The sequence below is a fragment of the Ciceribacter ferrooxidans genome (assembly GCF_004137355.1).
Lineage (GTDB): Bacteria > Pseudomonadota > Alphaproteobacteria > Rhizobiales > Rhizobiaceae > Allorhizobium > Allorhizobium ferrooxidans.
Genome location: NZ_SDVB01000238.1, coordinates 798,722 through 811,908 on the forward strand (window position 1 = coordinate 798,722; position 13,187 = coordinate 811,908).

The window sequence follows — 13,187 nt, forward strand, 5'->3', positions numbered from 1 at the left end:
ACGACCGAGATGTCAGCGGATGCGCTTGGCAGCCGGCTCCGGCACCAGTTCGCCGTCGAGACGGCGATCGAGGTAGTCCTCGCATTCCATCAGAAGGCTCTCGGTCTGGCCGGAGAAGAAGTGGTTGGCGCCGGGGATCGTCTTGTGGGTGATCAGGATGCCCTTCTGGGTCTTCAGCTTGTCCACGAGCCCCTGGACATCCTTCTCCGGCGCGACCTTGTCGGCGTCCCCGTGGATAATCAGGCCGGAGGACGGACAGGGCGCGAGGAAGGAGAAGTCATAGGTGTTCGGCTGCGGTGCGATCGAGATGAAGCCTTCGATCTCCGGGCGGCGCATCAGGAGCTGCATGCCGATCCAGGCGCCGAAATTGTAGCCCGCGACCCAGCAGCTCTTGGAATCGGGATGCAGGCTCTGCACCCAGTCGAGAGCGGAGGCGGCGTCGGAAAGCTCGCCCGCCCCGTGGTCGAATTCTCCCTGGCTGCGGCCGATGCCGCGGAAGTTGAAGCGCAGCGTCGTGAAACCGCGCTTCTGGAACATGTAGAAGAGCTGGTAGACGATCTGGTTGTTCATCGTGCCGCCGAACTGCGGATGCGGATGCAGGATGATCGCGATCGGCGCGCTTTTTTCCTTGGACGGCTGGTAGCGGCCTTCGAGGCGGCCGGCCGGGCCGTTGAAAATCACTTCGGGCATGGATACTCCGGTCTTTCGTGTTTTTTTCGGTTCCAGACTGTCCACAGGGCGGCACGATGACTTGACGAATGCAGTCAGCTTTTCTAGAACAAAGTTTAGAACCGTTCGAAACTGGATGATGGGTCACCCATTGTTGGACGTGTCATAAGGCAAGCCCGGCGGAAATTTCAAGAAAAATGCGCCGAGCGGGCCGGAATGGGTCAAAAGCGAAAATAGTCATGGCGAAACAACGCATCTACATGGACTGGAACGCGACGGCGCCTTTGCTCGGCGAAGCGCGCGCGGCCATGCTCGATGCGCTGGCCGAACCGGGTAATCCGTCGTCGGTACATGCCGAGGGACGCGCGGCCCGCGCCATGGTGGAGAAGGCCCGCCGGCAGGTCGCAGCACTTGTGGGCGCGGAACCCTCGCACGTGACCTTCACCAGTTGCGCGACCGAAGCTGCGAACCATGCGCTGACGCCCGAATTCCGCATGGGACGGGCGCCGCTCGTCGCCTCGATGCTCTACGTTTCGGCGATCGAGCATCCGGCGCTGCGCGAGGGCGGCCGTTTTGCCGCCGATCGTGTCCGCGAGATCCCGGTGACCGTTTCCGGCGTCATAGATCTGGGCGCGCTGGAGATGGTGCTCGCCGCTCGTCCGAAAGAAGAGGGCTTGCCGCTGGTTGCCGTCATGCTCGTCAACAACGAGACGGGCGTCATCCAGCCGGTCGCCGATGTCGCCCGTGTCGTGCACGCTCACGGCGGACTGCTGGTGGTCGATGCCGTCCAGGCCGCCGGCCGTATCACGATCGACATGGGCGTGCTCGGCGCCGATTTCCTCATCCTGTCATCGCACAAGATCGGTGGTCCCAAGGGTGCCGGCGCGCTGGTTTCCCGTGGCGAGACGTTGATGCCGGTGCCGCTCCTGAAGGGCGGCGGGCAGGAGAAGGGGCATCGTGCCGGGACGGAGAACGTCGCCGCGCTCGTCGGCTTCGGCGCCGCCGCGCAATGGATGTCCGAAGACCTTGCCGAACGAAATGCGGCAATCGGCGCCTTGCGGAACCGCCTCGAAGAGGGCATGCGTACAGCGGCCTCCGACGTCGTCATCCACGGCGCGGGCGCGGCGCGGGTCGCCAATACCTGCTTCTTCACGCTGCCGGGACTGAAGGCGGAAACCGGGCAGATCGCCTTCGATATCGAGGGGCTCGCCCTGTCGGCTGGCGCGGCCTGCTCATCCGGCAAGGTCGGGCAGAGCCATGTGCTGACGGCTATGGGCCATGATGCGAAGACCGGCGGGCTGCGCATCTCGCTGGGCCCGTCGACGACGGCGGACGAGGTCGAGCGGGCGATCGAGATCTTTTCGCGCGTCGCATCGCGGCGCAAGATGGCCGGCGAGGCGGCCTGACACGGGATAAACTTGCGGAAAGTCAAATTTCCGCTTGCGGTGAGGGGTGAAATACACGCCTCTGACAATTACATAAGGGGCGGTTTCCGCTTCTGCGTTATCAAGCTGCCGGACCTTGGACCCGGCAAGATTGGAGAACGAGCATGGCTGCCGTACAGGAAACAATCGATCAGGTCCGCCAGATCGATGTGGATCAGTACAAGTACGGTTTTGAGACGATGATCGAAGTCGACAAGGCTCCGAAAGGCCTGTCGGAGGATATCATCCGTTTCATTTCCGCAAAGAAGAACGAACCGGAATGGATGCTGGAATGGCGTCTCGACGCCTATCGCCGCTGGCTCACCATGGAGGAGCCGACCTGGGCGCGCGTCCACTATCCGAAGATCGACTTCAACGACATCTATTACTATGCCGCTCCGAAGACCGCGGAAGGCCCGAAATCCCTCGACGAGGTCGATCCGGAGCTTCTGAAGGTCTATGAAAAGCTCGGGATTCCGTTGAAGGAACAGGAAATCCTGGCCGGCGTGGAAAAGTCCAAGATCGCGGTCGACGCCGTGTTCGACAGCGTCTCGGTCGTGACGACCTTCAAGGAAGAGCTGAAGAAGGCCGGCGTGATCTTCATGTCGATTTCGGAGGCGATCCGTGAGCATCCCGATCTCGTCCGCACTTATCTGGGCTCGGTCGTTCCGGTCTCCGACAACTACTATGCGACGCTGAATTCCGCGGTCTTCACCGACGGCTCCTTCGTCTTCGTGCCGAAGGGCGTTCGCTGCCCGATGGAGCTTTCGACCTATTTCCGCATCAACGAGAAAAACACCGGCCAGTTCGAGCGCACGCTGATCATCGCCGAGGAAGGCGCCTACGTCTCCTATCTCGAAGGCTGCACCGCCCCGCAGCGCGACGAAAACCAGTTGCACGCGGCGGTCGTCGAGCTCGTCGCCCTCGACGACGCCGAGATCAAGTATTCCACAGTCCAGAACTGGTATCCGGGCGACAAGGAAGGCAAGGGCGGCATCTACAACTTCGTCACCAAGCGTGGCGATTGCCGTGGCAAGAATTCCAAGATCTCCTGGACGCAGGTCGAGACCGGCTCGGCGATCACCTGGAAATATCCGTCCTGCATCCTGCGCGGCGACGGTTCGCGCGGCGAGTTCTACTCGATCGCCGTTTCCAACGGCTACCAGCAGGTCGACAGCGGCACCAAGATGCTGCATCTCGGCAAGAACACGTCGAGCCGCATCATCTCGAAGGGTATTTCCGCCGGCCGCTCGAACAACACCTATCGCGGCCAGGTGTCGATCCACCGCAAGGCCGAGAATGCACGCAACTTCACCAATTGCGACTCGCTCCTGATCGGCGACAAGTGCGGCGCGCATACCGTGCCGTACATCGAGGCCAAGAACACGACGGCGAAGGTCGAGCACGAGGCGACCACCTCGAAGATCTCCGAGGACCAGAAGTTTTACGCGATGCAGCGCGGCATCCCCGAAGAGGAGGCGATCGCGCTGATCGTCAACGGCTTCGTCCGCGACGTCATCCAGCAACTGCCGATGGAATTCGCCGTCGAAGCGCAGAAGCTGATCAACATCTCGCTCGAGGGAAGCGTGGGGTGATGATGACGGTGGGAGCACACGCACGGCCAAAGGCTGTCGTCACCTCGGGCTTGTCCCGAGGATCTGCTGCCGGAAAGGCTGAACGCGACGCGCGCAATTGATTGACCAGTAGATCCTCGGGACAAGCCCGAGGATGACGGAACTTCCGGCATTACGCCACCAAGGATCGACAGGCGGCCCTTTAACCGCCCTAAGAACAGGAACACAGACATGCTTGAAATCAGAAACCTGCACGCCCGCATCGCCGAAGACGGCACCGAAATCATCCGCGGCCTGAATCTCACCGTGAAGGCCGGCGAAGTGGCGGCGATCATGGGGCCGAACGGCTCGGGCAAGTCGACGCTCTCCTACATCCTGTCGGGCCGCGAGGACTACGAGGTCACCGAGGGCGACATCCTCTACAACGGCGAGAGCATCCTGGAGCTCGACCCGGCAGAGCGCGCGGCAAAGGGCATCTTCCTCGCCTTCCAGTATCCGGTCGAAATTCCGGGTGTGGCCACCATGCAGTTCCTCAAGGTGGCGATGAACGAGCAGCGCAAGGCGCGTGGCGAGCCGGAACTGACGACGCCGGAGTTCATGCGCCGCGTGAAGGAAGCATCCGCCGAACTGAAGATCGCCCCCGACATGCTGAAGCGGCCGCTCAACGTCGGCTTCTCCGGCGGCGAGAAGAAGCGCGCCGAAATCCTGCAGATGGCGCTGCTCGAGCCGAAGCTCTGCATCCTCGACGAAACCGACAGCGGCCTCGACATCGACGCGCTGAAAATCGTCGCCGACGGCGTCAACGCACTGAAGTCGCCGGACCGCGCGGTGATCGTCATCACCCACTACCAGCGGCTCCTCGACTACATCGTGCCGGATACCGTCCACGTCCTCTACAAGGGGCAGATCGTCAAGACCGGCGACAAGAACCTGGCACTCGAGCTGGAAGCCGGCGGCTACGCCGACATCATCGGGCAAGCGGCCTGACCGGCCGGGAAGGAGTCCTGACGATGACCCTGCAAGCAGCCAATAGACTGACGGCGGCGGAAAGCCAGCTGATCGACAGCTATTCACACCAGATCGGTGAACTGCCCGGCGACGGCGGTGTTCTCGCCGCCCGCGACCGGCTCTTCGACGAGCTGAAGCGCGGCGGCCTGCCGACGCGCCGGGTCGAGGCGTGGCACTATACGGACCTGAAGAACCTGCTGCGCGCCGTTCCGGAGTTCGTGCCGGCGACGGATGCGCAGACGGCCGCGCCTGTCGTCGCGGGTTCGAACCTGTTTGCCGTGTTGCAGGGTGTGGCCCGAGAGGTCCGCGCGCCGCAAGGTGTCGGCGTCCAGGCGTTCAGCAGCATGCTGGCCGACGGTTCGGCCGCTGCCCGGCTCGTCGCTCACGACCGCGACGATACCGTCGGACGCATCAACAGCAGCTTCGTGCGCGACGGCTTTGCCGTCTCTGTCGAGGCCGACACGGTTGTCGAGGCGCCGATTGAGCTGCAGTCCGTCCATGGCGCCGGTCAGCTTCATGTCCGCTATCCGGTCACGTTCGGGGCGAAGAGCCGTGCGACGGTGATCGAGCGGCATATCGGCAATGGGGCGGGTGCGGCGCTCGTCTCCGCCGTCAGCGATCTCGTCCTCGGTGACGACGCCGACGTGACCTGGATCATCCTTCAAGCGCAAGGCAAGGACGATACCCATCTCGGGCAGATCAAGGCCGAGCTAGGGGCCGGGGCAAAATTCCGCCTCTTCATCATCAATGCCGGCGGCAAGCTGGTGCGCCAGGAGGTTCATGTCCGCACCGCCGGCGAGGGCTCCGATTTCACCCTGCGCGGCATCAACCTGATCGGCGGCGAGAGCCATGTCGACGTCACGATGACCCTCGGCCACGATGTCGCGAACACCACCTCGACCGAGATCGTCCGCAACGTGGTCTTCGATCGCGGACGCGGCGTTTTCCAGGGGATGATCAGGGTTGCCCCCGATGCGCAGAAGACGGATGCGCGCATGGCCTGCAACACGCTGCTTCTCTCCGACGACGGCGAATTTTCGGTCAAGCCGGAGCTCGAGATTTTTGCCGACGACGTGCAGTGCGCCCACGGCGCCACTGTCGCCGACATCGATCACAATCATCTCTACTACATGATGTCGCGCGGCGTTCCGGAGAAGCAGGCGCGGGCACTTCTCGTGCGAGCCTTCGTCGCCGAGATCGTCGAGGAACTGGAAGGCGAGGCACTGGTCGAGGCGCTCGAAGCGTTGATCTCCGACTGGCTGGAACACCATGGCTGATCTCTCTTCGACAGTTGCGGGTTACGACGTCGATCGCGTCCGGCAGGATTTTCCGATCCTCTCGCGCGAGGTCTACGGCAAGCCGCTCGTCTATCTCGACAACGCCGCCTCGGCCCAGAAGCCGAGGCAGGTGATCGACGCGGTGTCGCGCACCTATGCGCACGAATATGCCAACGTCCATCGCGGCCTGCATTTCCTTTCGAATGCGGCGACCGAGGCCTATGAGGGCGCACGCGAGAAGGTGCGGCGTTTCCTCAATGCCGGATCGGTGGACGAATTGGTCTTCACCAAGTCCTCGACCGAGGCGATCAACACGGTCGCCTATGGCTGGGGCATGACGCATGTCGGCGAGGGTGACGAGGTCGTGCTGTCGATCCTCGAGCACCATTCGAACATCGTGCCCTGGCATTTCCTGCGCGAGCGCAAGGGGGCCAAGCTCGTCTGGGTGCCGGTCGACGACGACGGTGCCTTCCACATCGAGGATTTCGAGAAGTGCCTGACCGAGCGCACCAAACTCGTCGCGATCACCCACATGTCGAACGCGCTCGGTACCGTGGTGCCGGTCAAGGAAGTCTGCCGCATCGCCCATGAGCGCGGCATTCCGGTACTCGTCGACGGCAGCCAGGGCGCCGTGCACATGCCGGTCGACGTGCGCGATATCGATTGCGACTGGTACGCCGTCACCGGCCACAAGCTCTATGGTCCATCCGGCATCGGCGCGCTCTACGGCAAGACGGAGCGGCTGAAGGAAATGCAGCCCTTCATGGGCGGCGGCGAGATGATCGTCGAGGTGACCGAGGACCGTGTGACCTACAACGACCCGCCGCACCGGTTCGAGGCCGGCACGCCGCCGATCGTTCAGGCGATCGGCCTCGGCCATGCCCTCGACTACATCGACAGCCTCGGCCGCGAGGCGATCGCGGCCCATGAGGCGGGACTTGCCGCCTATGCCGAGGAACGGCTGCGGGCGATCAATTCCCTGCGCATCATCGGCAATGCGCCGGGCAAGGGGGCGATCTTCTCCTTCGAGCTTGCGGGTATCCATGCCCATGACGTCTCGATGCTGATCGATCGCCGCGGGGTAGCTGTCCGGGCGGGCACGCATTGCGCCCAGCCGTTGCTTGCGCGCTTCGGCGTGACCTCGACCTGCCGCGCGTCGTTCGGCCTCTACAATACCCGCGCCGAAATCGATGCGCTGGCCGATGCGCTCGATTATGCGCGCACATTCTTTGCTTGAGGAGCCGCTCATGAGTGTGAACGAGAGCGAACAGAAGCCGGACTTCCGCGAGGATATCGTGCAGTCGAACATTCCGCAGGAAGAGCTTGCACGCCTTTCCGACGACATCGTCGCGGCGCTCAAGACCGTCTACGATCCGGAAATCCCGGCCGACATCTTCGAGCTGGGACTGATCTACAAGATCGACATCGATGACGACCGCATGGTGAAGATCGTCATGACGCTGACGGCGCCGGGTTGCCCGGTGGCGGGCGAGATGCCGAGTTGGGTTCAGAACGCCGTGAGCGCCGTTGAAGGCGTGTCCGGAGTCGAGGTGGAGATGACCTTCGATCCGCCGTGGACGCCCGACCGCATGTCGGAAGAGGCCCAGGTGGCGGTCGGCTGGTATTGATCGTCGTCAAGGCCGGGACTACATTTGAAGAACCGAAGCGCCGGACCTTGAACCCGGCTGCGGCAGGAGACACAGGAAATGGGCTTTCAAGTCATGACCATGACGGACGCTGCCGCTCGGCGCGTCCGCGCGATCGTCGCAGGTTCCGGCCCGGATGCGCAGGGTGTCCGCGTCGGGATCAAGAAGGGCGGTTGCGCCGGCATGGAATATACGATCGAGCTCGTGACGGCGCCGAGCGCCAAAGATGATCTCATCGAACGTGACGGTGCGAAGGTCTGGATCGATCCTGCCGCCGTCCTCTATCTGCTCGGCACCGAGATGGACTTCGAGACGACGAAGCTGCGTTCCGGATTCACCTTCAGCAATCCCAACCAGACCTCGGCCTGCGGCTGCGGGGAGTCGGTCGAACTGAAGGCGGCAGACCTCGCCGAGCTCGCACGCCAGAAGGACGCGGCGGTGACCGCTGGCTGAGCAGCCGGCGGGCGTTCAACTGCTCGGCCCCTGTCCCCGATAGCTGCTTCTTCAGCTGTCAGCGGCCGCCCGAAGGGCGCGCGGCTTTAGAGCTCGCAGGCGTGGCGCCTGGAGGCTCTTCGCTTCCGTGTGAATTTTCTGCAAAAACTATTGCTCTACGTTCCGCAATTTGTATAGTTTGCGGCCATGGATATAATAGACCACAAAATCATCTGTCTTCTCGCCGAGGATTCGCGGCGCTCGCTCAGCGACATCGGTGAGCATGTAAGCCTCTCCCCGTCGGCTGTCAACGAACGCATGCGGCGACTTCTGGCGTCGGGTGCGATCAAACGTTTCACCGTGGACGCCGATCATGCCGCGCTCGGCATGGACATCCTCGCCTTCGTCTTCGTGGCGCTCGACGCGCGCGCCAACGAGGAGGCGTTCCGTGCCTATATGAACGGCCATCGGGCGATCGCCGAATGTCATCACATCACCGGCGCATGGTCCTATCTCATCAAGATTCGCGTCAGTGCGCTGACCGGCATCGAGGATTTTCTCGCCGATCTCAAGGCACGCGGCTTTCTTGCCCGCAGTGAGACCGTGATCGCACTCTCGACCATAACCGAAACCCCGTTCACGCCGCCGGAGATCTGATAATGGCGGTCGCGCTCGTCGCTAAGGGTATCGTCCTCGGTCTGGCGATCGCGGCGCCTCTCGGGCCGATCGGTGCGCTCTGCATCAACCGCACGCTCGAGCGCGGCTTCTGGGCCGGTGTCGCCGGCGGCCTCGGAACGGCGCTTGCTGACGGTACCTACGCCTTGATGGCGGCGGCGGGCTTCGCCGCCTTCGCCTTCGCGCTTGATGCGGTCTCGCTGCCGCTGCAACTCATCGGTGGGGCGTTCATGCTGTGGCTCGGCTGGACGAGTTTCCGGCCGCGTCCACCGGTCACCGCGGCCACGGTCGGCGCGCGGGACCTCGTCGCGACCACCATATCGACCTTCTTCCTTACCATCACCAACCCGGCGACAATCCTCTCCTTCGCCGCCATTTTCGCCGGCCTCGGGCTCGCCGGAGCAGGCGATCGCTGGAGCGCGGCCCTGCTGGTTCTCGGCGTGTTCGCCGGCTCGATGCTCTGGTGGTTCTTTCTCTCCGGACTGGTGGCGATGCTGCACCATCGCCTGCCGCCGTCCTTCGCCCTCTGGGTCTCGCGCGTCTCCGGCGGCGTCCTTCTTGCCTTCGGTGCCATCGCGATCGGTATGGGCGTGAAGGGACTGCTCGGCTGACGCCCATTTTTGGGCAAATTCGGTCGAAATCGCCTATTCGCCGATGACAGCCTCGCCGCCCCCGTGTCATTGCTGACCGGTGGGCAGAGAAGGGGGTGCCTGCAGGATCGTCATTTTCCCCCCGGGATCCGTTATTTCCATGCGAAAGATTTTCTGCTCCGCGGCCATCGCCGCGCAACTCACCATGGCATTCACGTCCGTCGCGCCGCATCAGGCGTTGGCTGCAAGCGCCCATGCCCACAAGCTGCGTTCCCCTCATTTCGTCGTGACGGCGCTCGAAAAGAAGGGGATCAGGGTCATCGACCTCCGACGCAAGGCGCAGGTCTATTTCCTCCATGTCTCCGACAGCGCCGGCACCGAGGCGATCGTCGCCATCGACGGCTACAGCGCAGAGATCATCGGCCTGATGGTGCTGGCGCTCGGGCCGGGAGTGGTCGCCACCTCGACCGGCTCCAGGGGCAACCACTTCGTCGATCTGAGCTACAGCTTCGGCTATGAGGTCGAGTATAGCGTTTACGAGAGCTATACCGTCGTCACCACCGAAGAAATCTCCATCACCGAGGAATACACCGAAGTCACCTACGAGGAGAGCGAGGAGGTGACGTATACCGAGGTCGAGGAGACGGTCGAAGCCGACCTCGACAGTGGGACCGCTGAGGACGTGGCCGGTGACGAGCTGGCCGACGGCAACAATGACGAGGCCGACGCGGCGGCCTACGACGAGGTTCCGGACCATGCCGCCGACGAGATGGGTGTCGACGAAGCGAGCGATGATGTTGCCGACGACGGTGCCGACGAAGCCGTTGCCGACGACGGCACGGACGACGCTGGCGCTGATGATGACGGCATGGACGACGCCGGTGCCGATGATGGCGGCGATGACGGCATGGATGATGCCGGTGCCGATGATGGCGGCGACGAAGTCATCGAAGACGGCGGCGACGAAGGCTGAAGGGCGTTAGGGACGACGGTTCGCTGACCCCGTCCCGCCGCTCAGCACGATCGGGCGCGGCTATTGCCGCGACCACCGTATCGACCTTCTTCCTAACCATCACCAACCCGGCGACCATCCTCTCCTTCGCGGCCATTTTCGCAGGCCTCGGTCTCGCCGGTGCAGGGGATCGCTGGAGCGCCGCCCTTCTGGTCCCCGGTGTTTTCGCCGGCTCGATGCTCTGGTGGTTCTTTCTCTCCGGGCTCGTCGCGGTGCTGCGCCATCGCCTGCCGCCGTCCTTTGCTCTCTGGGTCTCGCGCATCTCCGGCGTCGTCCTGCTCGGTTTCGGCCTGGTCGCCATCGCCATGGGGATCGCCGCGCTCGTCTCGTGAACCGTCCGACCCGACGGCCTGTCTTCGTCCGTTCCCTTGACGATTGACATTGCGGAGCCGCTCCGACGCGCTTCATAATCGCCGCACGCCTGGGCGGCGGACGAGCATCAGGGGAGACCCGCATGAGCGCGAGGAAGAAGATCGGTTATGCGATCGCATCCGTGGCCGCATTGGCGATAGTCGCCATCGGCCTGATCGTGGCTTCGACGACCTCGAAGATCAGCGGCATCTTCAAGGCCAATGAAAGCCTGAAGAGCGAGGGCTATTATCTCTCCGAATTCGAGTTCCAGATGTTGGGCATTGCCTATCATCTGGACCACGGAAGCTATCGCCTGGCGCTTTCCCGGCTCGACGCGATGCACCGCAAAATGACGACAGGCGAGGGACTGGTGAAGATCCCGCAATTTGCGAATGCCGTTGAGAGACTGGACTTCTATCTGAACCTGCAGAACCCGCGCACCGGCGCTTTCTATTCCGTCGAGGGCGATCCGCTGGTGAGCTGTTTCGGCGTCACCGCCAACATGATCAACTTCATCGAGGAACTCGCGCATGATGCGGCAAGGCCGTTCCGCCTCAAATACCCGCTGAAATTCCTCGACGAGATCGACACGCCAGCCGAACTCGAGCGCATGATGGACGATGCCGGTTCGGTCGGCTGGATCGGCGCGCGGTTCAAGGCGCCCTATGTCAGCCTGATCGAGCTGAACGACCTTATGGAGCAGGACGAGCGGCTGCATGTCTACGGCTTCAGGGACGATGTGAAGCTTGCCTTCCACCAGTGGTTCTACGACCATCAGGATCCGGAGACCGGCCTGTGGGGCCCGCTCGACCGGGCCAGCGGCAAGGTGCTGGACGGCGGTGACGTCGGCGACAGCGGCAAGGTCATCAAGATGTTCGTCGACAACGACGGCAACGACATCCTTCCACAATTCCCGCTGCGATACGTCGACCGGATCTTCGCCTCTTCGCTCGATCAGCTTGCCGAACCCATCCCGACCAGGCTCGACGACCTGCATCGCTGGATCCTGACCAAGGACCGCGGCCTCCGCTTTCTCACGCGCTACCTTTGGAAGAAGGCCCCGGCGGCGGAGAAGGAACGGGCCCGCGCCCTCATGCAGGATTTCGTCAGGGTCCGGTTCGAGCACTATTTCGTCCGGACCGACGGTGCCTTCAGCCTCTACCCTGGCGCCGCTCACGCCGATCTCGACGGCACCGGCGAGGCGGTCGGCATGTACGACTATGTCGGCGCACTCTCGCCCACCAAGCAGGCGCGCCTGTGGGGCGGGCCGGCGGAGACTATTGCCGATCTCGGAATGCGCAAGGTCGCTAAGATCGGTCCGGCCGAAATCGCCGCGATCGCCGATCGGACGGAGGTGAATTCAATGCGCTTCTACCGCACCGAGCCTGGGAGCGATTTCCTGCACCACGCCGTGGGTGTCCTCTATCCCCGCGAGACGCACGCGCCCGACCTGGTCGATCTGCTGCCGCGCATCGCCGCCTGGCTCGACGTTACCGCGCAGACGATGGGCAACTGGATTACTCGGGACAGCATCGCCGAGGAACTCGCGGCCGTGCAGGTCGATGGAGCGCCCGTGCTTGGGTCGGACGCGGCCGTCACCCTCGACGCGATGTTGAAGGAGGAGGCACGCCTCGTCGTCATCGGCTTCGACGCGCTTCAGGTGCCGCGATACCGGCTGGTGCTGGAAAAGATGTAGGCACGGCCGGGGCTTGTGGCTCTCCGACGAAAATGGACCGCAGACGGGAAGCTTCAGCCTGTCTATTGGCGTCAATCGCGCTTGATGCTCAACAGGGCGTCCCACATATCGGCGCCGGTCTCGAACGCGGAGGCATTGGCCTTGAAGCCGCTCTCGCTTTCGATCAGCGATACCACTTCCTGCGTCAGATCAACATTCGATCCCTCGTCGAAGGTGGCGGCACCTGACGGCGACACGGAGGCGCTGACGCCGCAGGCGTCTTCGCTGGAGAAATTGGTCTTCAGTCGGTCATAGCGCGGCGTCATCGCATTGGCGATATTGTTGGCCGTTGCCGCGGCACGCGTCTGCTGGACCTGCATGCCCGAAACGGCGATGTTCATGATTGCCGAAATACTCATGTCCTTGCCCTGACGTTGTACGCGAGTGGCGCCACGCTAGGCTATCGGCGTTTGCACTGCGTGAAGAAGCAGGGTTGACGAATTGGATGCTCTGCGGGTGGCATATGCGTCGAAACGGGACGACGACACCTTCTTTCCAGTCGGGGCAATAGATAATCACGGAAATAGGAAATTAGCTCGATGGCGAAATATGCTATCGCGCTCGACCGGTCGGTGGAACCGCGCGGTTTGTGCGCCGCCGCCTACTTGCGCGAGACGGCAAGCCAGCCGACGAGTCCGATCGGAATGCCGACGGCGACGCCGATTGCCACGTTGTCGAGGACGGTGGCGCCGAGAGCGGCACCAATTCCTACGCCGATTGCGATCCAGAGTGCCATGCTTGCCACCCTACTCGCGTTCGATGGCCCTTTTGCGACTCGTGCCCGAAATAAAGAG

15 protein-coding genes are annotated in these 13,187 nt (G+C 63.1%); 12 read left to right on the plus strand and 3 right to left on the minus strand.

Annotated features, from left to right (window positions below; all coding sequences use genetic code 11):
* Positions 1-12: 12 nt before the first annotated feature.
* Positions 13-690 carry an alpha/beta hydrolase gene (locus tag EUU22_RS14790; protein ID WP_129332723.1) on the minus strand — a complete coding sequence of 226 codons (678 nt, stop codon included), beginning with the start codon at positions 688-690 and terminating at the stop codon, positions 13-15.
* Positions 691-908: 218 nt separating this feature from the next.
* On the opposite strand from EUU22_RS14790, the gene EUU22_RS14795 reads away from it, so the two are divergent.
* From EUU22_RS14795 to EUU22_RS14850, 12 genes are all read left to right on the plus strand, one after another.
* The gene (locus EUU22_RS14795) at positions 909-2,075 is read left to right on the plus strand and encodes a cysteine desulfurase family protein (RefSeq protein ID WP_129332724.1); all 1,167 of its coding nucleotides are present in this window, start codon (positions 909-911) and stop codon (positions 2,073-2,075) included.
* A gap of 143 nt (positions 2,076-2,218) precedes the next feature.
* The gene (gene sufB / locus EUU22_RS14800; RefSeq protein WP_129332725.1) at positions 2,219-3,688 is read left to right on the plus strand and encodes a Fe-S cluster assembly protein SufB; all 1,470 of its coding nucleotides are present in this window, start codon (positions 2,219-2,221) and stop codon (positions 3,686-3,688) included.
* Positions 3,689-3,898: 210 nt separating this feature from the next.
* Positions 3,899-4,654, plus strand: a complete 756-nt coding sequence (gene sufC, locus EUU22_RS14805) for a Fe-S cluster assembly ATPase SufC (protein WP_129332726.1) — start codon at positions 3,899-3,901, stop codon at positions 4,652-4,654.
* 23 nt (positions 4,655-4,677) lie between these two features.
* On the plus strand, positions 4,678-5,952 hold the full coding sequence (sufD, locus tag EUU22_RS14810; RefSeq protein WP_129332727.1) for a Fe-S cluster assembly protein SufD: 1,275 nt from the start codon (positions 4,678-4,680) through the stop codon (positions 5,950-5,952).
* Entirely contained in the window at positions 5,945-7,189 is a 1,245-nt protein-coding gene (locus tag EUU22_RS14815; RefSeq protein WP_129332728.1) for a cysteine desulfurase, read from the plus strand. The genes sufD and EUU22_RS14815 overlap by 8 nt, the downstream gene beginning before the upstream one ends.
* 10 nt (positions 7,190-7,199) lie before the next feature.
* Positions 7,200-7,580 carry an SUF system Fe-S cluster assembly protein gene (locus EUU22_RS14820; protein WP_112684953.1) on the plus strand — a complete coding sequence of 127 codons (381 nt, stop codon included), beginning with the start codon at positions 7,200-7,202 and terminating at the stop codon, positions 7,578-7,580.
* 78 nt (positions 7,581-7,658) lie between these two features.
* Entirely contained in the window at positions 7,659-8,051 is a 393-nt protein-coding gene (gene sufA / locus EUU22_RS14825; RefSeq protein WP_129332729.1) for a Fe-S cluster assembly scaffold SufA, read from the plus strand.
* Positions 8,052-8,237: 186 nt separating this feature from the next.
* A complete protein-coding gene (locus EUU22_RS14830; protein WP_129332730.1) occupies positions 8,238-8,687 on the plus strand; it encodes an Lrp/AsnC family transcriptional regulator in 450 nt (149 codons plus the stop codon).
* Between the two features lie 2 nt (positions 8,688-8,689).
* Positions 8,690-9,316 (plus strand): LysE family translocator, encoded by a 627-nt coding sequence (locus EUU22_RS14835; RefSeq protein ID WP_129332731.1) that lies wholly within the window; start codon positions 8,690-8,692, stop codon positions 9,314-9,316.
* Between the two features lie 139 nt (positions 9,317-9,455).
* Complete coding sequence (locus EUU22_RS14840) at positions 9,456-10,268, plus strand: hypothetical protein (RefSeq protein ID WP_129332732.1); 813 nt, start codon at positions 9,456-9,458, stop codon at positions 10,266-10,268.
* A gap of 23 nt (positions 10,269-10,291) precedes the next feature.
* A complete protein-coding gene (locus EUU22_RS14845; protein WP_342635424.1) occupies positions 10,292-10,639 on the plus strand; it encodes a LysE family transporter in 348 nt (115 codons plus the stop codon).
* 122 nt (positions 10,640-10,761) lie between these two features.
* Complete coding sequence (locus EUU22_RS14850; RefSeq protein WP_129332734.1) at positions 10,762-12,354, plus strand: hypothetical protein; 1,593 nt, start codon at positions 10,762-10,764, stop codon at positions 12,352-12,354.
* A 71-nt stretch (positions 12,355-12,425) separates the two neighbouring features.
* On the opposite strand, the gene EUU22_RS14855 is transcribed toward EUU22_RS14850, so the two are convergent.
* Both EUU22_RS14855 and EUU22_RS25985 read right to left on the minus strand, forming a co-directional pair.
* Complete coding sequence (locus EUU22_RS14855) at positions 12,426-12,752, minus strand: flagellar basal body rod C-terminal domain-containing protein (protein ID WP_129332735.1); 327 nt, start codon at positions 12,750-12,752, stop codon at positions 12,426-12,428.
* Between the two features lie 242 nt (positions 12,753-12,994).
* A complete protein-coding gene (locus EUU22_RS25985) occupies positions 12,995-13,129 on the minus strand; it encodes a hypothetical protein (protein WP_280956494.1) in 135 nt (44 codons plus the stop codon).
* Between the last annotated feature and the right edge of the window lie 58 nt (positions 13,130-13,187).